The sequence below is a fragment of the Variovorax paradoxus B4 genome, from assembly GCF_000463015.1.
Classification (GTDB): Bacteria; Pseudomonadota; Gammaproteobacteria; order Burkholderiales; family Burkholderiaceae_C; genus Variovorax; species Variovorax paradoxus_E.
This window is the reverse complement of sequence record NC_022247.1, coordinates 3,274,268-3,292,499: the sequence shown is the minus strand read 5'-3', so window position 1 is coordinate 3,292,499 and position 18,232 is coordinate 3,274,268. Positions and strand designations below refer to the sequence as shown.

The window sequence follows — 18,232 nt, the reverse complement described above, 5'->3', positions numbered from 1 at the left end:
ACGAAGACCATGTTGACCCTCGAAAGCAAACCCCGCGTCGGCCCCGGCTTCCGCCTGCAATGGGAGCCGGCGCAGGACTGCCACGTGCTGCTCTACCCCGAGGGTATGGTGCGGCTCAACGGCAGCGCGGGCGAGATCATGAAGCGCTGCGACGGCGAGCGCAGCGTCGCGGCCATCGTGGCCGATCTGGAGCAGGCTTTCGACACCACCGGTCTCGAACCCGAGGTGCGCGGCTTCATCGAAATGGCGGCGCAGCAGAACTGGCTGCGCTGGGATCCCCAATGACCACCGCAGCACCGCGCCCCGGACCGCCACTGTGGCTGCTGGCCGAGCTGACCTACCGCTGCCCGCTGCATTGCGTGTTCTGTTTCAACCCGGTCGACTTCGCGCAGCAGGAGAACGAACTTGGCACCGAGGACTGGCTGCGCGTGCTGCGCGAAGGCCGCGAGCTCGGCGCGGTGCAGTGCGGCCTCTCGGGCGGCGAGCCGCTCTTGCGCGACGATCTCGAGATCATCATTGCCGAGGCCGCACGCCTGGGCTACTACACCAACCTGCTGACTTCGGGCGTCGGCCTCACGGCGCAGCGCGCCGCCGCGCTGAAGGCCGCGGGCCTGGACCACGTGCAGCTGTCGTTCCAGGACTCCACGCGCGAGATGAACGATTTTCTCTCGCACACCAAGACCTTCGAGCTGAAGAACCGGGTGGCGAAGATCATCAAGGACCAGGGCTGGCCGATGGTGCTGAACGTGGTGATCCACCGCATGAACATCGACCACATCGACCGCATCATCGAGATGGCGCACGAGATGGGGGCCGAGTACCTCGAGCTTGCCAACACCCAGTACTACTCGTGGGCCTTCGTCAACCGCGACCAGCTGCTGCCCACGCACGAGCAGCTGCGCCATGCCGAAGAGGTGACCGATGCCTGGCGCAAGCGGCTCGGCGAGCGCATGCGCATCTTCTTCGTCGCGCCCGACTACCACGAGGGCAAGGCCAAGAAATGCGTCAACGGCTGGGGCAGCATGTTCCTCACCGTAGCACCCGACGGCGCTGCGCTGCCTTGCCACACGGCCAAGATGCTGCCGGGCCTCGAATTCCCGAACGTGAACGCGCACAGCCTGCGCGAGATCTGGTTCGATTCCGAAGGCTTCAACCGCTACCGCGGCACGGGCTGGATGAAGGAGCCCTGCGCGAGCTGCGACCAGCGCGAGCAGGACCTGGGCGGCTGCCGCTGCCAAGCCTACCTGCTGGCGCAGGATGCGGCTGCTGCCGATCCGGTGTGCGCGAAGAGCCCGGACCACCACCGCGTGGTCGAGGCGGTGGCGCATGCGGCCGCGCGCGATCCGGCGGCGCTGACGGAGCATCCGCTGGTGTTTCGCGATCCCGCCAATTCGCGGCGTCTCTCCGCGGCTCTCGTCACGCCGCACGCGTGAGGCTGCGCGGCGGCACGCCGCGATCGATCGCCTTTTTCTTCTCCCGCTTCGCCGGCCGCCGCTCGCGCAGCCAGCCGAAATCCGGTGCGAACCGCCACGCCAGCAGCAGCAGCGCGAGCAGCGCGGGAATCCACCGCAGGTCCGTATCCGCCAGCAGATGCTGCGCGAAGCGGCGGTCCAGCATGGCCGTCTTCAGGGCCTCGGGCGTGTTCAAGCGCCGGTAGTTCACGCCGACCAGTTCGGCCAGCGCACGCAGATGGTCCTGCCGCAGTTCGGAAAGGTGTTCGTGGTTCAGCGCGCTGCCGATCGCCGAGCCCTGCACCACCTCGTCGGCTCGCCAGTAGCCGGCGGGCTCGCCGTTGCTGCCGGTCTTGGGAATCGGCATCGGCACGTCGCCGCCCACGCCGATCAGCCAGCCCTGGACCTCGCCGGGCTTGATGTCCGTCATCGGCGGCGTCTCGTTGATGCGCAGCGGCGGCGATTCCTGCCCGTCGCTGATGAAGACGAAGTGGGTGTCGGGCCCCACGCTTCGGGCCCCGCGCACGGCCCAGGTCACGCCCTTGCTGACGTTGCTGGCATTGGCCCAGCGCATGCGGCCGTCGATGCGCTCGAGCGAGGCCAGCAGTTCCTCGTAGTGGCTGCAGACCTCGACCGGCGCCAGGATCACCAGCGAGCGGTAGTCCGCGAAGACGCTCCAGCCCACCCTGGAGCCGCAGGGCAGCGCACCGAGCACATCGCGCATGGCGGCACGCGCGAGCGTGAGCCGGCTGACGGCCGCGTGGTCCAGCTCGACGTCCTCGACGTTCATGCTCTGCGTGATGTCGAAGCTGACCTGCCAGTTGAACACCGGGCGCTGCAGCTGCACGCGCGGCGGCCAGACGGCGAGCGCCAGCAGCAGCAGGGCCAGCACCAGCGGCCAGCTGCCGGTGCTGCCGCCGATGCGCCGCCACGCGGTGCGCCAGTGCTGCGACAGCGGCGCCGGCGGCGTCACGGCAGGTCTCCGGCTACGAAGCCCGGAACCCGGACCCGGCGCTGCTCGTGCGCCGGCTGCTGCTCGGCGGAGAAAGCTTCCTGGTCTTCGGGCGCCAGCCGCAGCGCGCGCTCCAGGTTGTAGCGCGCGTCCCAGTCCTGCGGCGCGGCGCGCAGCAGGTCGCGCAGCCGCTGCTTGCCGAGTTCGAACAGCGGCAGCGCGCCGGCGTCCTGCGCCATGCCCTGGCGCAGGTACATGTTGCCCAGGTTGAACAGTGCTTGCTGTGCGACGGGATCGCGTTCGCCGGCCTGGATCAGGCTCGCGTAGCCCTTGAGCGCGGCGTCGTGCGCGCCGGCCTTCGAGAGGGCCACCGCCTGCGCCAGCTGCAGTTCGCGCGGCGCCGAAAGCGGCGCCGCCGCCGCGTCCTTGCCGACCGGCGCGGCGGCGATGCGGGCGATCTCGGCGTTCAGGCCCGTGGTGTGGCGCAGCCGCAGCCCACGCTCCAGTGCCACGCCGATGCAGCACAGGCTCAGCACGCCGAAGACCAGGTGAACCGTGCGTCGCTTCATGGGGTTTCTTTCCGCCAGCTCTGCAGCTGCACCGCGCGGCAGGCGAGCAGGCCCGCGCAGCACAGCATCGCTGCAAGGTAGAACGCCGCGCCGTGGTCGCGCCGCGGCACGCGCTCGTGGATCGTGAGCGGGAAATTCTGCTGCCGGTCGATCTCGGCCATGGCGGCGGCCATTGCCGTGGAGTCGTCGACCTGGTAGAGCCGGTAGGGCGTGCTCAGCGTCTTGAAGAACTGGTGCAGCGCCAGTTCCTCGCCGAGGCCGTAGGCCGAGACCGTCTCGGTGTTGAGGTTGGGCGAGTTGGGGCCGCTGCGCACGTAGATCCAGTACAGGCCGATCTTTTCGCGCGCGAGGCCGGCGTGGACGCGCTGGCGCGTCGCCTCGTCGAGCTGGGCGCCGCCATCCGAAACGATCAGGATCACGCGGCTTCCCGAATAGCTGCGGCCTTCGAATTCCTCGATGGCGGCGAGCAGCGCAACGCCCATGCGGGTTTCGGGCAGGCCGCGCCCGATGGCGGTGGCGGCGAGCGCGGCCTGCACCGTGTCGGTCTTCTGCGTGAAAGGCACCACCGCGATCGGCACCGTGCTGAAAGTCATGAAGGCAAAGCGGTTGTCGGGCCGCTTGGCGACGAATTCGCTCAGCAGGTCGCGCACGACCTTGGCCTTGGGCTCCTGCGACATGCGGCCCGCGGTCTGCAGGCCGTTGGTGTGCACCGTCGCGTCCATGCTGCTGCTGCGGTCCATCAGGATCAACACCTCGGCGCCGCGCCCTGCGCGCTCGACCACGGCGCCCGATTGTCCCGGCCCCGCGAGTCCGAGCACCGTGAAAGCCATGGCGCCGACCGCGAACGCACGCCACAGAAAGCCGACCAGGCGGCCGACGCGATCGGCCGGCAGCCAGGCCACATGCGAGAAGCCCAGCGTGTCGCTTCGCTTGCGCAGCAGCGGCAGCAGCGCGAGCGGCAGCAGGACGAGCATCCAGGGTTGGGCGAGGTCGAAGCGCATGGCTGTGTCCGCCGGTCAATGCCGGTGGCGCTTTTCCGCGTTGCGCAGGGCCCGGCACAGCGGCTTGAGCGGGTAGGTGGCCTGGGGTTGCGCCGATGCGGCGGTGCTCTCGGCGAAGAAGAAGCGCCGGGTCGATTCGCGGTAGAAATCCTCCAGGCGCGGTTGCAGCGGACGCAGGTTGGGCGCGTCGGCCAGCAGTTGCGGCAGGCTGGCGCCGTGCACGACGCGGCCGGCGCTCCTGTTGAGCGCGCGGTGCATCACGCGCCATGCTTCCGGGCTTGCCGGGTCATCGATGCGCTTCAGCTCGCGCCAGGCATGCGCGAACGGTAGCTGCTGCGCTTCGCGCATGTTGCGCCACGCCCACCATGCGAACCAGGCCAGGAGCACCGCGAACAGCGCCAGGAGCGAGAACTTCAGATGCTGCTCGACGGCGTACGTCGGGAGCGCTGCGACCGGCCTGTCCGGCCGCAGGGGCTGCAGATCACCCTGGCCGAGCACCTCCGGCGGCGTCAGCGGCCCGATGCTGACCGGCCATGCGGGCAGCGCGATCGCCGGGCCCGGCGTGGTCGCGATCGTCAGGGCCGGCAGCGAGATGGCAGTCAGTGCGCGCGGCGCATTGATGAGCTGGTATTCGATGGCGAGCCAGCGCCTTCCCTCTGCATCGATCTCGATGCGCGATGGCCTGCGTTCGAGCCAGAGATCGATGCGCGCCGCTGCGGGCAGTGCGCCGGGCTCGAGCGGCCGGCCTTGCTGCTCGAGCAGCACGCGCTGCGTGAGCACATCGCCGAGCACGTGGCCGAAGCTGCGCGGCTGCTCGATGGCGACCGCAGCGGCTGCCGCGGGATTCGCGGGCTCGGCGGCGAGCGCGAGCCCGGCGGGCGCTGCGGCCAGCGCCAGCATCAGCACCGCGGTGTGGACCCGGCGCTGCGCTCTCATGTCGCCGTCTCCAGGAAATAGCGCGTGAGTGCCTCGGCGTCGAATCGGCCGTGCAGGTGAAAGGGTGGCATGCCGTGCGCGTCGAACAAGGCGGTGAGTTCGGCGCGCCGCGCCGCGACCGACTCGCGCCACCGTGTGCGCAGCGACTCGCGCATCCACAGGCTGCGCCGGGCGCCGGTTTCGGCGTCGCGCAGAGCGACCAGCGCGCGGGCGTCGGGCGGTTCGATCTCGGCCGGATCCCAGACCACCAGCGGAACGACGCAGGCGGGCGAGAATTGCTCGAGCAGCTCGCCGAGCGCGGCGATCGGCCAGTGAAAGTCGGAAGCGAGAAACACCAGCCCGCCGCGGCCCACCAGGCGTTCGGTGGCGCGCCGCAGGCCCGCCAGCGCGCTGTCATGCGCGGGCGCCGGGCCCGTGGCCGCGCGGCAGTCGCGCAGCATCCGCGCCATCAGGCTGCCGTTGCCGCGGCTGTGGCGCGCGGGTACGAAGAGGTCCTGGCGCTCGCGCTGGTCGAAGGCCAGCAGGCCGACCGTGTCGCCGGCGCGAAAGGCGCTGTAGCCCAGCGCCTCGACCAGGTCGGCCACCACGTCGAGCTTGCGGCGCTCGGCGCCGAAATGCATCGAGGCCGACACGTCGACCACCACGTGCACCGGAATCGCCACGCGCAGCCGGTGGATGCGCACCAGCCAGTCGCCGCGGCCCTCGCGCACGCTGGCGCGCAGGTCGATGCGGCGCGGGTCGGGATGATCGAACAGCCGCCGGTGCGCGGCGAATTCCTGCCCGCTGCCCTGGCTCAGCCCGCGCTGCGCACCCGGGCGCCAGCCGCCGAAGCGGCGCGGCAGCTGGTAGTGGAATTCGTCGACTCTCTGCATGGTGTCAACAGGCCTTGGCGTTCCGCCGGGTCGCCCCGAGGAAGGCCTGCGTGCCCCACAGACGCGTGCACCCGCGGAACCGGCTTTGCCGGGCCGCGTGGGTGCGCCCCCAGTGGGGGGAGGCGCCGAAGGCGCTTCGGGGGGCGTTCATCTTATGGCGCGGCGATCTTGTCCATGATCTGCGTCACCAGCGCCTCCGAGAGTTCCGCCCGGCGCAGTTCGTAGACCGGCGTGAAGAAGACGCGGTGCCCAAGCACCGAGGGCAGCACCGCGGCGAGATCGGCGGGCTCCAGGTGCGAGCGGCCTTCGAGCCAGGCCACCGTGCGCGCCGCGCGCAGCAGCGCGCTCATGCCGCGCGGGCTGGCGCCGGCCAGGATCAGGCGGTCCATATCCACGCCATCGAGCCGGATGCCGAACTTCTGCGGCGCCTCGGTGGCCTCCCACACGTCGAGCACATAGCGTTCGATGGTCTCGCTGGCGCGCACGCTGCGCTGCACCTGCGCGGCGATGGCGTTGAGCCGGTCCCAGGGCAGGATGGCCGGCGCCACCTTGTCGATCAGGCCTTCGGTATCGTGGTACGCGGTGTCGAACACCAGCGACTGGCGGATGCCGCGGTCGCTGGGCTTGGGCATGTTCAGCTCGAACATGAAGCGGTCGCGCGCCGCCGAAGCCAGCTCGAAGGTCTCTTCGCGCTCGACCTTGTTGCGGTCGGCGAACACCGTCATGTGCGGAAAGCTGTACTCCCGGTCGAAGGCCGACACCGTGCGCTCGGCCATCGCGCGCAAGAGCAGCGACTGCACCTGCGGCCGGGCCCGGTTGATCTCGTTGAAGAAGAAGGTGACCAGGCGCTCGCCGTGTCGCAGCAGCGGCCCGGGGTCGATGCGCGGCCGGCCTTCGGCATCCACGTAGGTGTGATAGACCAGATCGCCGGGCATCAGGTCGACCGTGCCCTCCACGCGCTCGAAGTCGCCGCCGATGGCGCGGGAGAAGGCGCGCAGCACCGTGGTCTTGCCGACGCCCACGTCGCCCTCGAGCAGCACGTGGCCGCGTGCGAACAGCGCCACGTTGATGAGGCGGATCGTCTCGGTCTGGCCGATCACCGCGTTCGCGACTTCGCTTTCGACGCGCAGCGCGAGGCGGCGCCAGTCTTCGAGTTGTTCTTCGGTGCCCATGGTGTGCTTGTGTCCGATGCCCGGGCTACTTCGACTCCATCATCTTCTTGAGGTGGGCGAGCCCGTCGCGGTAGACGCCGGTCACGGCCTTGATCGCGGCTTCGTCGTTCTGGTCCGGCGGCGGATCGTTGTTGGGGTAGCCGCGGTAGAAGGCGCCGCGCCACTCGACGACAGACTTGCCGCCATCGGCCACCACGGTGAGGGTGGAGGTGTAGTTGGTGACCGGCAGCGCGCCGCCGTCCTTGGCGCGGTAGTTGTATTTCATCTTCGCGTCGTCGTAGCCCTCGAGCGTCTCGACCAGCGTGCCGCCGCCCTTGAGCTTGATGGTCCTGACCGAACCTTCGGCATTGCCCTTGTCGGCCGGGCTGTCGGCCACCGCCGGATGCCAGTCCTTCAGCGCGTTGAAGTTCTTGATCTTTGCCCACACGGCGTCGGCCGGGGCCTCGATGGTGACTTTTTCGCTCACCTTCTGGCGCGTGGGTCCGTGGGCCTGGCTCGGGGCCGATGCGGCAAGCAGGATCGATGCGAGAAGAACGCAGAGGGCCCGTCGGCCGGAAGGGTGTGTCAGCATGGAAAGGTCCGTGATGAGGTGAAGAAAAAGTCGATCCAGAAAAATACGTCAGGGCTCGATCGGCGCGCCGATGAAGGCGCCGAACCCACGGCTGTTCTGCCCCGTGGCAATGGTCTTGAGCTTCTGCCCGCTCGCGGCGTCCAGCACCTGCACGTTGTCGTCCATCCAGTTCACGACGTAGACGCGGTCGCCATGCGCGGCAATGCCTTCGGGGTAGGCGAAGCCGGGGAGGGTGCGCAGCACCTTCAGCGAGGCGGCGTCGATCACGCTGACTGAGTCTTCGTGCTGGTTGGTCACGTAGAGCAGTGCACCGCCCTGTGCCAGCGCCGCGCCGTAGGGGGCCTTGCCCACCTTCACGGTGGCGATGACGGCCGGCCGGCGCGCATCGCGCATGTCGACCACCGAGACATCGTTGCTCTGCACGTTGAGCGCATAGAGCCGCGAGCGAGGGGCGTCGTAGAACAGCGCGAACGGATGGCTGCCGACGCGCACGCGCGCCAGCACCCGGCGCGAGGCGGTGTCGACCACGGCCACGCTGTCGTCGTCGCGCTCGGCCACGAAAACGGTGGTGCCGTCGGGATGCGCAGCCACGCCGGCGGGCGCGCGGCCGACCGCGATCGAGGCCAGGAACTTCGAGGCATCGCCGGCATGCGCGTCGTACACCAGCAGCCGGTTGCTGTACCAGTCGGCCACGTACAGGCGCCTGCCGTCTGCCGAGATGTCGATGCCCACCGGCCCGTCGCCGGCCGACAGCGTGTTCACGACCTTCTGCTGTCGCATGTCGATGACCGAGATGGTCTTGCTGTCGGGGTTGGAGACGAAGGCCCGGCCGGCGCGGCTGGACGCCACCACCCCGGCCGGCGACCGGCCCACGGGAACGGTGGCCACCACCTGTTGCGAGGCAAGGTCGATCACCGACACGTCGTGGCTGCCCTGGTTGGTGATGTAGGCGAACGGCGAGGCCCAGGCCGAGGTGCACAGCAGCATCGCGGCAACCCCGGCGTGCACAGGTGTTGCGATACCCGTCATGACGGTCTGCCCGGGATGCGGCTCAGCGCGCGGTGGGAGGACCGATGAAGCAGCCCTTGGTCACCTTGGCCTGGAGCGCCTTGTAGCGCTTGATGTCGGCCTGCAGCTTTTCCGAGTCGCGGATGTAGCCGCCGCGCTCGCCGCCGATGGTGGTGGCCTTGGCGGCGGTGCTCAGCTGCACATACTCGTCGTACTTCACTTCCCTGGCGAGCGCGTCGAGCGCGCAGGAGCACTTGTTCGTCATCTCGAAGTGGCCGGCGTCAGGATGCGCGGCGATGCATTCCTGCACGTACAGCACGCGGTCCACGGTGGGAAAGTCGTTCGCGCGCGGCGCGCCATGCACGGCCATCGGCAGGCCGAGAAGACAACAAAGAAGGCGGACTGTTTTTTTCATGGCGTTCGCTGGAATTTCGTGAGAGGCGGCGCTAGCGCGCCGGCGCCTTGGCCCCGTCGATCAGGAGTTCCTCGACGAGCAGGGGCTGGGCCGCGGCGCTTTCGCCCGGAATGGAGGTGCGTATGCCGTAGACGCCGCCCGGCACCGCGTCGGACAGCGTGAAGCGGTAGCTCTTCGTCGCGAACTTTTCGTACTTCGGCCGGTTCGGGTCGTCCAGGAAGGGGCTGAAGACGATTTCCTTGCCCTTGATGGCCCGGCCCTGGTAGCGCAGCGACACGTCGCGCACTTCGGCGCCCTGGTAGATCCCCATGCGGATGCGCTTGCGAAAGTGGTATTCGGAGCCGCGCGTGAGGCGCTTCATCTCGCGCACGTCGTGCTCGAGGAAGTAGAGGATGACGGGATTGCCGTCGGCGGCCGGCACGTCGGGCACCGGCAGCTTGCGCGCGCCGCTCAGGAACACGCCCTTGGCATCGCAGCAGCGGCCGTCGTCCTTGGCGCTCAGGGCTACGGTCACGCTGTCGGCAAACGCTTCCTCGAAGCTGCCGGTCTTGCCGAAGGTGTAGCGCAGCAGCATGGGCGCCTGCAGGTCCTTGAGCTGCGGCGTCATGAACAGCAGGCGTTCGGCGGGCGAGAAGTCGCGCTTGTCGGGCTCGGCGTGCGAGGCCGGGGGAGACAAGAGCAGGATGCAGAGCGAAGCGGCGATGGCGAAGCGCATGGGAAAGAACGGCAACTCAGTTGGTGGGAGCCCCGAACGATGCGTCGACCAGCGGAACGCCGAACTCCTTCAGGATGGCCTGGATCTCGGGCGCCTTGGATTCGATCAGCCCCTCGATCTGCTGCTTCCATTCGCGCTCGCCGTAGCGCACGCCCATGGCCATCTGGTAGTCGAGGCGCACGCCTTTTTCGGATTTCAGCGGCACCACGACGAGAGCCGGATTCTTGACGCGCCGGGCGAAAAAGCCCGCGATCGGGCCCCAGACGACCACGGCGTCGAGCTTGCCTTCGGCCAGGTCCTTCTCGACGATTTCGCCCGGGTACTGCGCGGGGTCGGCGCTCATGAGCTTGTAGGGCACGCCCTGCTCGAGCAGGCCGTGCTTGTTGAGCCACTGCGAAGCCGGCGAACGGTCGTAGATGCCGATGCGCAGCGACTTCAGCTTTGCCGCATCGAGCTTGAGGAAGTCTTCCGCCGAGGCCACGTTGTCCATGCCCTTGCCCTTGGGAAAGACCAGTGCATAGGTCGAGCGGTAATAGGGCTTGGTGACCGAGACCTCGTCCAGCCCGACGGGCACGCCCATCACGATGTCGCAAGGGTAGTCTTGCCCCGGCAGCTTGAAGCGAAGCGTGTTTCGGAAGAAGGCCAGACGCTGCGGAAACGAGTAGTACGTGACCGGCAGGCCCAGCGCCTTGCCGAACAGCTCGGCGATGCGGTTCTCGATGCCTTCTGCCTTGGTGTTGGAGAAGGGCATGTTGTTGGGGTCCTGGCAGACGCGCAGCGCCTTGCGCGGCGGCGTCTCCTGGGCCAGGGCTGGAACCAGCGCGCAGCAGCAGGCTGCGCCCAGCAGGCCCGCCCGCAGGCGAGCGCCGATGGAAAGGGGGGGGGCAGCACGCTGCCGGGTCGTCATTTGTTTTCTTCCACCCGGGCGCGGGTGATCGCGCCGTCGGAACGGCCCTTGAGGTAGGCGTAGAGCTGGTTGATGTTCTCCATCACCGCAGGGTTGTTGCCGAAGCTCTGCATGCCCTTGTCGAGCCTGCCGTCGCGCACGGTCTTGATGAAGTCTTCCTTCTTCATCGTCTTGAGGCTGTTGATCAGCGAGGGGCCGACCATGCCTTCCTGGTTCGGGCCATGGCAACGGTCGCAAGCGGCGGAGCGCCAGGTGCGGAAACCCTTCATGGTTTCGGGATCCACCTTGTAGCCGTCGGTTACCTTGTAGGGCGCGGGATCTGGCGCCGCAATGGCCAGTGTGCAGGCCACGCCGGCAAGCAGGACGAGGGAAGGCAGCAACGTTGACTTACGAAATTTCATGGCTCCTGGGTCTCCGATATCTTTTGAAAGTACGGGGGGAGAGCCCTCGAGCGAGTGCTCTCCCGTTCCGCATGTTGCGTCTATCTATTCAATGACGCCTCGGTAATAACGCTTCAGTTGGGCAATGCGAAGACGGTCAGCGAGCCGCCGAGTTCGGTGTACTGGCTCAGCTCCTTGTAGCCGCCGACGGCGCCCAGGCCTTCGGTGCTCTTTTCGGGGTCGATGCCCGCCGCCATGCCGATGCCGGCCCAGCCGCCAATGCCCGAGAACACGCCGACGTACTGCTTGCCCTTGTGCTCATAGGTGAACACGTTGCCGATGATGCCGGACGGGGTCTTGAACTTGAAGAGTTCCTTGTTGATGTCCTTGGCATCCACGCACTTCAGGTAGCCTTCCAGCGTGCCGTAGCAGGAGATTCCGCCGGCGGTGTTCAGCGAACCGCTCCACACCGAGAACTTCTCGGCCTTGGTCTGCACGATCTTGCCGGTGCCCGCGTCCCAGGCGATGAAGTTGCCCATGCCGCCATGGCTGCCCGGCGTGGGGTACATCGAGAGCGTGGCGCCCACGTACGGCTGGCCCGCCGTGTACTCGACCTTGAACGGCTCGTAGTCCATGCAGACGTGGTTCGTCGGCACGTAGAAGAGCTTGGTGTTGGGGTCGTAGGAGGCGGGTTGCTGGTCCTTGCTGCCCAGCGCCGCCGGGCAGATGCCCTTGGTGTTGACGTCGGCGCCGTTCTGCGCGGTCGAGTACTTGGCCACCACCTGCGGCCGGCCGGTCTTCATGTCGACGTGGGTGGCCCAGTTCACCTTGGGGTCGTACTTCTCGGCCACCAGCAGCGCGCCGGTCACGCGGTCCAGCGTGTAGGCGAAGCCGTTGCGGTCGAAGTGCACCAGCGCCTTGGTCGGCTTGCCCTTGACGTTGATGTCCGCCAGGATCATTTCGTTGATGCCGTCGAAGTCCCACTCGTCGTACGGCGTCATCTGGTAGACCCAGTTGACCTTGCCGGTGTCGACGTCGCGCGACCAGATGCTCATCGACCACTTGTTGTCGCCGGGCCGCTGCGAGGGGTTCCAGGTCGACGGGTTGCCGGTGCCGTAATACACGGCATTGGTCGCCTTGTCGTAGCTGTACCAGCCCCAGGTGGTGCCGCCGCCGATCTTCCACTGGTCGCCCTTCCAGGTCTTCAGCGAAGAGTCCTTGCCCACCGGCGCCATCTTGCCGTCGGTCCAGGTCATGGTCTTGGCCGGGTCCATCAGCATTTCTTCGTCCGGTCCGGTGCTGAAGCCCTTCCACGCCAGCTTGCCGTCCTTGATGTTGTAGGCGGCAAGGAAGCCGCGCACGCCGAACTCGCCACCGCTGATGCCGGTGATGACCTTGTCCTTGAAGACGTGGGGCGCGTTGGTGTTGGTGGCGCCGACCTTCGGATCGCCGTTCTTCACCGTCCACACCACCTTGCCGGTCTTGCTGTCGAGCGCGACCAGGGTGGTGTCGGCCTGTTGCAGGAAGACCTTGCCCTCCGCATAGGCAAGCCCCCGGTTCACCGTGTCGCAGCACATGACCGCGATCACCGACTGGTCCTGCTTGGGTTCGTACTTCCACAGGATCTTCTGGGTCTCGACGTCGAGCGCGAACACCTTGTTCGGGAACGGCGAGTGCAGGTACATGACGCCATCGACCACCAGGGGCGAACCCTCGTGGCCGCGCAGCACGCCGGTGGAGAAGGTCCACGCAACCTGCATCTTGCCCACGTTGCTCTTGGTGATCTGATTCAACTTGCTGTATCGCTGATTGAACATATCGCCCGCTTGCGTGGCCCAGTTCTTCGAGTTGGCGATGTTTTTCTCGACGTCGGCATTGGCAAGCGCCAAGGCCGGAAGAGCCAACATCGCGACGCCGATATGCCGTACGAGACGGCCGGCGATCTGCCTGGAAAACTTCATAAATGTCTCCTCACATTTCAGTGGGTTTTGAACACGGTCTTGGCAGCAGCCTGCGGATCTTTCGATCACCTTGGCGAATGCTGCGGTCCGCAACATCCATGCCTGCCAGTTCCAGCATGGAGCACTTCGAAGGCCCATGCGCGCTCCATGCGAAGACGCGCGGCTCCACTCGGAAGAGGCGTGCGCGAGGCAGCTTTCGCGCAGCACGCAGCGGCGGGCCGCAACGCGATCCGAACCTAGGGAAATCCCGAGCGTTCGACGCGCTGCCAGACGCTGCACGCCATGCATTGCCGTGGCCCTGCATCGTGTGCGCATCAAATTTGACGCAAAGTGTCTCGTGCGAAGTCACGGATGTCGAGCGACCTGGGTTTGCCGTGGGCTGCAGAGGCCCTTGCGCGGGCAAATGAGTAGGGACTCATCACAGTGAAAACCCTCGACCGCCAGAGGCACAGAATTTGCGGACTGAAGGCAAACGGCAAATACCATTGAAACCCCCAAAGCCCGGCAGATCCCATCGTCCTACATGCTGCGAACCATCGACTTAACCAAGCGCTATGGCACGCGCACGGCGCTGCAGTCGTTGTCGCTGCATTTGCCCGCGGGCCAGTTCGTGGCGCTGCTCGGGCCCAACGGCGCGGGCAAGTCGACGCTGTTCCAGGTGCTGACCGGCATGTTCGCGGCCGACGAAGGCGAGGTCGAAGTGGCGGGCCATTCGCTGCGCCGCTCCGCGACCGCGGCGCTGCGGCACATCGGCGTCGTGTTCCAGCAGATGTCGCTCGACCTCGACCTGAGCATCCGGCGCAACCTGCTGTTCCAGGCCGACCTGCACGGCCTGCCGCGGCGGCTCGCGACCGAGCGCATCGCGTCGGCCTGCGAGCGCCTGAACATCGATGCCGACCTCGACCGCAAGGTGCGAGAGCTCTCGGGCGGCAACCGCCGCAAGGTCGAGCTTGCGCGCGCGGGGCTGCACCGCCCCGCGGTGCTGCTGATGGACGAGGCCACCGTCGGACTCGACCCGAAGTCGCGCCAGGACCTGCTGGCCGCCCTGCACGAGGACGTGCGTGAGCGCGGCGTGTGCGTGCTGTGGGCAACGCACCGGGTCGAGGAGGCCGAGGAGGCCGACCGCGTGCTCGTGCTGCACAAGGGGTCGCTGCTGGCGGACGGCACGCCGGCCGACGTGGGCCGGCAGCTTGGCGGCGCTACGCTGGAGGCGGGCTTCATCGCGCGTACCGCTTGATACCTGACGAATCCGAGCCAACAAAAATGGAGACATCGCATGCCGCAACGTTCTTTCCCGGTCCCTGGGGCGCTGGTTCGCGCCGCCGCTAGCGCATTCGTGCTGGCCGCCGCCAGTGGCGCCGCACTGGCGCAGGGCACCGCCTATGTATCGAGCGAGAAGGACAACGCGCTGACGATGATCGACCTCGCGACGCTGACGGTGAAGGGAACGATCCCGACCTGCAAGCGCGCACGCCACATCCAGCTGACGCCCGAGCGCCAGATCATGGTGGCCTGCACCGACTCCAACCAGGCGGACCTGATCGACCCCGCAAGCGGCAAGTCGGTGCGGCGCATCGCGCTGGGCGACGAGCCCGAAGCCTTCGACCTGTCGCCGGACGGCAAGGTCATCTATGTGTCCAACGAGGACGCGGGCGAGGCCAGCTTCATCGACGCGGCCAGCGGCAAGAAGCTGCGCTCGGTGAAGGTCGGCGCGGAGCCGGAAGGCGTCAAGGTCAGCGCCGACGGCAAGACCCTGTACGTGACCTCGGAGGTGGCGAGCTTGGTGCACGTGATCGACACGGCCAGCGGCAAGGTCGTGAAGAACGTCCGGGTCGGCAAGCGTCCGCGGCGCATGGCGATCACGCCCGACGGCAAGGAACTGTGGATCACCAACGAACTGGGCGCCAGCGTCACCATCGTCTCCACCGCCACGCACGAGGTGATCGACACCCTGAAGTTCGAAGTGAAGGGCGCGCGCGCCGAAGACATCACGCCCGTGGGCATCCAGATGACGAGCGACGGCAAGCGGGCCTTCGTGGGCCTCGGCCGCGCCAACCACGTGGCCTTCGTCGACGTGCCCGGCCGCAAGGTCGGCTCGCTGGTGCTGGTCGGCAAGCGGGCCTGGAACGTCACGCTCGACAAGGCGCAGGCGCGGCTCTACGTGGTCAACGGATTGAGCGACGACGTGACGGTGGTCGACGTGGCCGGCGCCAAGGCCATCAAGAGCGTTCCGGTGGGGCGCGTGCCCTATGGGCTCGTGATCGTCGAATGAGGATGCGCGCACCGGTTTGCTGGTTTCCTGTCGCGTTGCTGGCCGTGGCGCTCATGGCGCCCGTTGCGGCGGGCGCGGCCGTGCTCAAGGCCACCCTGATCGCGCCTGGCGACGATCCCCGCCTGGAGCGCTCCCGCCTGGAGCGGTCCTATCTGGGACATCCTGGCGGCCCGCTTTCCGAAGGGCTCGAGGTCGCGCTCGAGGAGACGAAGTTCGAGCTCGAGGCGGCGGGCGCCGAAGTGGCGCTGGCCACCGCGCCGGCCGCTTCCATCGAGGCGGCGCGCACCGCGGCGGTGGCGGCCGAGAAGAACGGCGCGGCGGTGCTGCTGACCGATCTGCCCGCCGAATGGACGCTGGCCGTGGCCGACGCCGTGAAGCTGCCGGTGCTGAACCTGAGCGACGCCTCCGACCGGTTGCGCCAGCAGGATTGCCGCGCCCGCATGTTCCACCTGGCTCCCAGCGAACGCATGCGCAGCGATGCGCTGGCGCAGACGCTGGTGTCGCGCAAATGGAGCAAGCTGCTCCTGCTGGTGGGCGGCAGTCCGCAGGACGCCCTGCGCGCGGCCACCGTGCAGGCGTCGATCAAGCGCTACGGCTTGCAGGTGGTGGCCAGCAAGCCGTTCAAGCTCTCGGCCGACCCGCGCGAGCGCGACCTGGCCAACCCGCTGCTGCTCACGGCCGGTAACAATTACGACGCCGTGTGGGTGGTCGACAGCGACGGCGAGTTCGCCCGCACGCTGCCCTACCGCACCGTGCTGCCGCGGCCTGTGGTGGGCGACGGCGGGCTGGTGGCGCTGGCCTGGCATGCGCAGTTCGAGCGCTACGGCGCGCCGCAGGTCTCGCGGCGCTTTGCCAAGGCCGCGAAACGCCCGATGACGGCGCAGGACTGGGCCGCGTGGATGGCCGGCAAGGCCCTGGCGGCGGCTGCCATTGCCGCGCCCAAGGGACCGAACGCGGCCTGGGCCCAGGCCATCGCCAGGAGTGCGCTCGACGGTTCCAAGGGCACCGGCCTGAGCTTTCGGGCCTGGGACGGCCAGCTGCGCCAGCCCATGCTGCTGACGGACGGGCAGGGCGTGATTGCGCAGGCGCCGGCCGAAGGCGTGCTGCACCCGCGCAACGTGCTCGACACGCTGGGCGCCGATGCACCGGAGAAGCTATGTCCGAACGCGCGCTGAAAACGAAGACGCCCGTGGGCGAGAGCGCCGGCGAACCGCTGGCGCGCCGCGGACTGGGCCATGCGCTGCAGGCGATGCGCGCCATCATGCTGCGCGAGCTCTACAAGTTCTCGCAGCAGACCGGCCGGCTGGTGTCGGCGCTGGTGCGGCCGCTCCTGTGGCTGGCCGTGTTCGCGGCCGGTTTTCGCAACGTGTTCGGCGTGGCGATCGTCGAGCCCTACGACACCTACATTCCCTACGACGTCTACATCGTGCCGGGGCTGGTCGGCATGGTACTGCTGTTCAACGGCATGCAGTCGTCGCTGGCCATGGTCTACGACCGCGAGATGGGCCTGATGCGCCTGTTGCTCACCGCGCCGCTGCCGCGGCCCTGGCTCCTGTTCTCCAAGCTCTGCGCCACCGCGCTGCTGTCGGTGCTGCAGGCGCTGGTTTTCGTGATCGTGGCGGCGCTGATCGGCACCGAGCTGCCGCTGCTGTCGCTCTCCGGCCTGCATGCATTGGTGGCGCTGGCGGCCGGCGCGCTCATGCTGGGCGCGCTCGGGCTGCTGCTGTCGGTGCACATCAAGCAGCTGGAGAACTTCGCGGGCACGATGAACTTCGTCATCTTCCCGATGTACTTCCTGTCGACCGCGCTCTATCCGCTGTGGAAACTGCAGGAGTCGGGCGCCGAATGGGTGTACCAGCTGGCGCGCTTCAATCCCTTCACCTACGCGGTGGAGTGGATCCGCTTTGCGCTCTACGGCAACGACCCGGGGCTCGCGCCTTACGTGGTGCTGGGCTGCCTGGTCGTTTCTTCGGGCTGGCCTGCTGGGGCTACGACCCCCAGCGCGGCTTCGGCGGCCTGACCAAGCGCGGAGGGGGCGGACCATGAACGGGCAGGGCGGTTCCACCCGGCGCGGCTGGCTGCGCGGGGCCGGCGCGCTGGCGCTGGGCGTGTTGCCGCTGGCGGGAGCGATGGCTTCGACCGAGCCTTTTCCTTCCCGGCCGGTCACGCTGTGGGTGCCCTGGCCCGCGGGCGGCGCCACCGACATCTCGCTGCGGATCCTGGCCGAGCTGGCTTCCGTCCCGTTGGGGCAGCCGGTGCTGACCGAAAACCGCGGCGGCGCCGGCGGCACGCTGGCCATGCCGGTGCTGCAGCAGGCGCGGCCCGACGGCTACACCATTGCCCAGATGCCGCAGCCGGTGTTTCGCGCACCGCACACGCAGAAGGTGCTGTGGGATCCGATCCGCGACGTGACGCCGATCGTCCAGGTGTCCAGCGTCACCTTCGGCGTGCTGGTCGCGGCCGGCAGCCCCGTGCGTTCGCTCGAAGACATGTTCGCATTCGCGCGGGCCCGGCCCGGCGAGCTGACCATTGCCACCAACGGCATCGGCACCACGCCGCACATGGTGCTGGAGGCGCTGTTCACGGCGCGCGGCCTGCGCTACATCCACGTGCCGTACAAGGGCACGGCCGAGCAGCTGAACGCGATTGCGGGCGGGCAAGTGATGGCCGGCGTCAATTCCACCGGCTTCGGGCCGGCCGTCGATGCGGGCACGCTGCGGCTGCTGGCGATCTTTTCCGGCGAGCGTTCGAAGCGCTGGCCGCAGGTGCCCGTGCTGCGCGAACTCGGCTTCGACATCGTGGCCAAGTCGCCCTACGGGCTGGCCGGGCCGCGCGGCATGTCGCGCGGCGTGGTGGCGGTGCTGCACGACGCCTTCAAGAAGGCGATGTTCGACCAGCGCTTCAAGGACGAGCTCGCGAAATACGACCAGGAGGTCGACTACCTCGGGCCGGAGGCCTACGCGCAATCGTGCCGCGAGATCTTCGCGCAGGAGCGCGCCATCGTCGAAAAGCTGGGCCTCACGCGAACCGGCACTTGAGGAGGGGAACAC

General features: G+C 68.1%; 19 protein-coding genes and 1 pseudogene. 7 read left to right on the top strand and 13 right to left on the bottom strand.

From position 1 onward, the window contains the following. Positions 1-9 precede the first annotated feature (9 nt). Together pqqD and pqqE are read left to right on the top strand one after the other, a co-directional pair. A complete protein-coding gene (pqqD, locus tag VAPA_RS15370; RefSeq protein ID WP_041946464.1) occupies positions 10-285 on the top strand; it encodes a pyrroloquinoline quinone biosynthesis peptide chaperone PqqD in 276 nt (91 codons plus the stop codon). Next, positions 282-1,433, top strand: coding sequence for a pyrroloquinoline quinone biosynthesis protein PqqE (gene pqqE, locus VAPA_RS15365; protein ID WP_021007685.1), 1,152 nt, complete (start codon positions 282-284; stop codon positions 1,431-1,433). The genes pqqD and pqqE overlap by 4 nt, the downstream gene beginning before the upstream one ends. Here the strand turns inward: pqqE and VAPA_RS15360 are convergent. The 13 genes from VAPA_RS15360 to VAPA_RS15300 all read right to left on the bottom strand — a co-directional run bounded on the left by VAPA_RS15360 (position 1,417) and on the right by VAPA_RS15300 (position 12,856). Continuing rightward, entirely contained in the window at positions 1,417-2,424 is a 1,008-nt protein-coding gene (locus VAPA_RS15360; RefSeq protein ID WP_021007684.1) for a VWA domain-containing protein, read from the bottom strand. The two genes, pqqE and VAPA_RS15360, sit on opposite strands and share 17 nt — an antisense overlap. Further along, on the bottom strand, positions 2,421-2,972 hold the full coding sequence (locus VAPA_RS15355; RefSeq protein ID WP_021007683.1) for a hypothetical protein: 552 nt from the start codon (positions 2,970-2,972) through the stop codon (positions 2,421-2,423). Before VAPA_RS15355 ends, VAPA_RS15360 begins: the two co-directional genes overlap by 4 nt. Then, entirely contained in the window at positions 2,969-3,973 is a 1,005-nt protein-coding gene (locus VAPA_RS15350) for a vWA domain-containing protein (protein WP_021007682.1), read from the bottom strand. Before VAPA_RS15350 ends, VAPA_RS15355 begins: the two co-directional genes overlap by 4 nt. 15 nt (positions 3,974-3,988) lie before the next feature. After that, positions 3,989-4,909: a hypothetical protein gene (locus tag VAPA_RS15345; RefSeq protein ID WP_021007681.1), complete on the bottom strand. Its 921-nt coding sequence runs from the start codon at positions 4,907-4,909 to the stop codon at positions 3,989-3,991. Further along, complete coding sequence (locus tag VAPA_RS15340) at positions 4,906-5,781, bottom strand: DUF58 domain-containing protein (protein ID WP_021007680.1); 876 nt, start codon at positions 5,779-5,781, stop codon at positions 4,906-4,908. The genes VAPA_RS15345 and VAPA_RS15340 overlap by 4 nt, the downstream gene beginning before the upstream one ends. Before the next feature lie 152 nt (positions 5,782-5,933). Then, a complete protein-coding gene (locus VAPA_RS15335) occupies positions 5,934-6,953 on the bottom strand; it encodes an AAA family ATPase (protein WP_021007679.1) in 1,020 nt (339 codons plus the stop codon). A 25-nt stretch (positions 6,954-6,978) separates the two neighbouring features. After that, complete coding sequence (locus VAPA_RS15330; protein ID WP_021007678.1) at positions 6,979-7,524, bottom strand: SRPBCC family protein; 546 nt, start codon at positions 7,522-7,524, stop codon at positions 6,979-6,981. A 48-nt stretch (positions 7,525-7,572) separates the two neighbouring features. Further along, on the bottom strand, positions 7,573-8,553 hold the full coding sequence (locus tag VAPA_RS15325; RefSeq protein WP_051255329.1) for a YVTN family beta-propeller repeat protein: 981 nt from the start codon (positions 8,551-8,553) through the stop codon (positions 7,573-7,575). A gap of 22 nt (positions 8,554-8,575) precedes the next feature. Further along, positions 8,576-8,947: a hypothetical protein gene (locus tag VAPA_RS15320; protein ID WP_021007676.1), complete on the bottom strand. Its 372-nt coding sequence runs from the start codon at positions 8,945-8,947 to the stop codon at positions 8,576-8,578. A gap of 31 nt (positions 8,948-8,978) precedes the next feature. Continuing rightward, positions 8,979-9,662, bottom strand: coding sequence for a hypothetical protein (locus tag VAPA_RS15315; protein WP_021007675.1), 684 nt, complete (start codon positions 9,660-9,662; stop codon positions 8,979-8,981). A gap of 16 nt (positions 9,663-9,678) precedes the next feature. Next, complete coding sequence (locus VAPA_RS15310) at positions 9,679-10,569, bottom strand: quinoprotein dehydrogenase-associated putative ABC transporter substrate-binding protein (RefSeq protein WP_021007674.1); 891 nt, start codon at positions 10,567-10,569, stop codon at positions 9,679-9,681. Further along, positions 10,566-10,970: a c-type cytochrome gene (locus VAPA_RS15305; protein WP_012748141.1), complete on the bottom strand. Its 405-nt coding sequence runs from the start codon at positions 10,968-10,970 to the stop codon at positions 10,566-10,568. Before VAPA_RS15305 ends, VAPA_RS15310 begins: the two co-directional genes overlap by 4 nt. Positions 10,971-11,083: 113 nt before the next feature. Then, a complete protein-coding gene (locus tag VAPA_RS15300) occupies positions 11,084-12,856 on the bottom strand; it encodes a methanol/ethanol family PQQ-dependent dehydrogenase (RefSeq protein ID WP_413470482.1) in 1,773 nt (590 codons plus the stop codon). A gap of 577 nt (positions 12,857-13,433) precedes the next feature. Between VAPA_RS15300 and VAPA_RS15295 the strand changes: the two genes are divergently transcribed. The 5 genes and pseudogenes from VAPA_RS15295 (at position 13,434) to VAPA_RS15275 (ending at position 18,220) form a co-directional block, all read left to right on the top strand. Continuing rightward, positions 13,434-14,147 carry an ABC transporter ATP-binding protein gene (locus tag VAPA_RS15295; protein ID WP_021007672.1) on the top strand — a complete coding sequence of 238 codons (714 nt, stop codon included), beginning with the start codon at positions 13,434-13,436 and terminating at the stop codon, positions 14,145-14,147. 39 nt (positions 14,148-14,186) lie between these two features. After that, positions 14,187-15,182: a PQQ-dependent catabolism-associated beta-propeller protein gene (locus VAPA_RS15290; protein WP_021007671.1), complete on the top strand. Its 996-nt coding sequence runs from the start codon at positions 14,187-14,189 to the stop codon at positions 15,180-15,182. Then, positions 15,179-16,357, top strand: coding sequence for a type 1 periplasmic-binding domain-containing protein (locus VAPA_RS15285; protein ID WP_051255328.1), 1,179 nt, complete (start codon positions 15,179-15,181; stop codon positions 16,355-16,357). Before VAPA_RS15290 ends, VAPA_RS15285 begins: the two co-directional genes overlap by 4 nt. Further along, a pseudogene (locus tag VAPA_RS15280) lies at positions 16,339-17,228 on the top strand (ABC transporter permease). Before VAPA_RS15285 ends, VAPA_RS15280 begins: the two are co-directional and overlap by 19 nt. Next, on the top strand, positions 17,225-18,220 hold the full coding sequence (locus VAPA_RS15275; protein WP_021007668.1) for a Bug family tripartite tricarboxylate transporter substrate binding protein: 996 nt from the start codon (positions 17,225-17,227) through the stop codon (positions 18,218-18,220). Before VAPA_RS15280 ends, VAPA_RS15275 begins: the two are co-directional and overlap by 4 nt. Positions 18,221-18,232 lie beyond the last annotated feature (12 nt).

Bases quoted from the DNA above. Each gene is read 5' to 3' on its own strand.
- pqqD (WP_041946464.1), top strand. From the start codon at position 10: ATGTTGACCCTCGAAAGCAAACCCCGCGTCGGCCCCGGCTTCCGCCTG.
- pqqE (WP_021007685.1), top strand. From the start codon at position 282: ATGACCACCGCAGCACCGCGCCCCGGACCGCCACTGTGGCTGCTGGCC.
- VAPA_RS15355 (WP_021007683.1), bottom strand. From the start codon at position 2,972: ATGAAGCGACGCACGGTTCACCTGGTCTTCGGCGTGCTGAGCCTGTGC.
- VAPA_RS15350 (WP_021007682.1), bottom strand. From the start codon at position 3,973: ATGCGCTTCGACCTCGCCCAACCCTGGATGCTCGTCCTGCTGCCGCTC.
- VAPA_RS15345 (WP_021007681.1), bottom strand. From the start codon at position 4,909: ATGAGAGCGCAGCGCCGGGTCCACACCGCGGTGCTGATGCTGGCGCTG.
- VAPA_RS15340 (WP_021007680.1), bottom strand. From the start codon at position 5,781: ATGCAGAGAGTCGACGAATTCCACTACCAGCTGCCGCGCCGCTTCGGC.
- VAPA_RS15335 (WP_021007679.1), bottom strand. From the start codon at position 6,953: ATGGGCACCGAAGAACAACTCGAAGACTGGCGCCGCCTCGCGCTGCGC.
- VAPA_RS15330 (WP_021007678.1), bottom strand. From the start codon at position 7,524: ATGCTGACACACCCTTCCGGCCGACGGGCCCTCTGCGTTCTTCTCGCA.
- VAPA_RS15325 (WP_051255329.1), bottom strand. From the start codon at position 8,553: ATGACGGGTATCGCAACACCTGTGCACGCCGGGGTTGCCGCGATGCTG.
- VAPA_RS15320 (WP_021007676.1), bottom strand. From the start codon at position 8,947: ATGAAAAAAACAGTCCGCCTTCTTTGTTGTCTTCTCGGCCTGCCGATG.
- VAPA_RS15315 (WP_021007675.1), bottom strand. From the start codon at position 9,662: ATGCGCTTCGCCATCGCCGCTTCGCTCTGCATCCTGCTCTTGTCTCCC.
- VAPA_RS15310 (WP_021007674.1), bottom strand. From the start codon at position 10,569: ATGACGACCCGGCAGCGTGCTGCCCCCCCCCTTTCCATCGGCGCTCGC.
- VAPA_RS15305 (WP_012748141.1), bottom strand. From the start codon at position 10,970: ATGAAATTTCGTAAGTCAACGTTGCTGCCTTCCCTCGTCCTGCTTGCC.
- VAPA_RS15300 (WP_413470482.1), bottom strand. From the start codon at position 12,856: ATGTTGGCTCTTCCGGCCTTGGCGCTTGCCAATGCCGACGTCGAGAAA.
- VAPA_RS15295 (WP_021007672.1), top strand. From the start codon at position 13,434: ATGCTGCGAACCATCGACTTAACCAAGCGCTATGGCACGCGCACGGCG.
- VAPA_RS15290 (WP_021007671.1), top strand. From the start codon at position 14,187: ATGCCGCAACGTTCTTTCCCGGTCCCTGGGGCGCTGGTTCGCGCCGCC.
- VAPA_RS15285 (WP_051255328.1), top strand. From the start codon at position 15,179: ATGAGGATGCGCGCACCGGTTTGCTGGTTTCCTGTCGCGTTGCTGGCC.
- VAPA_RS15275 (WP_021007668.1), top strand. From the start codon at position 17,225: ATGAACGGGCAGGGCGGTTCCACCCGGCGCGGCTGGCTGCGCGGGGCC.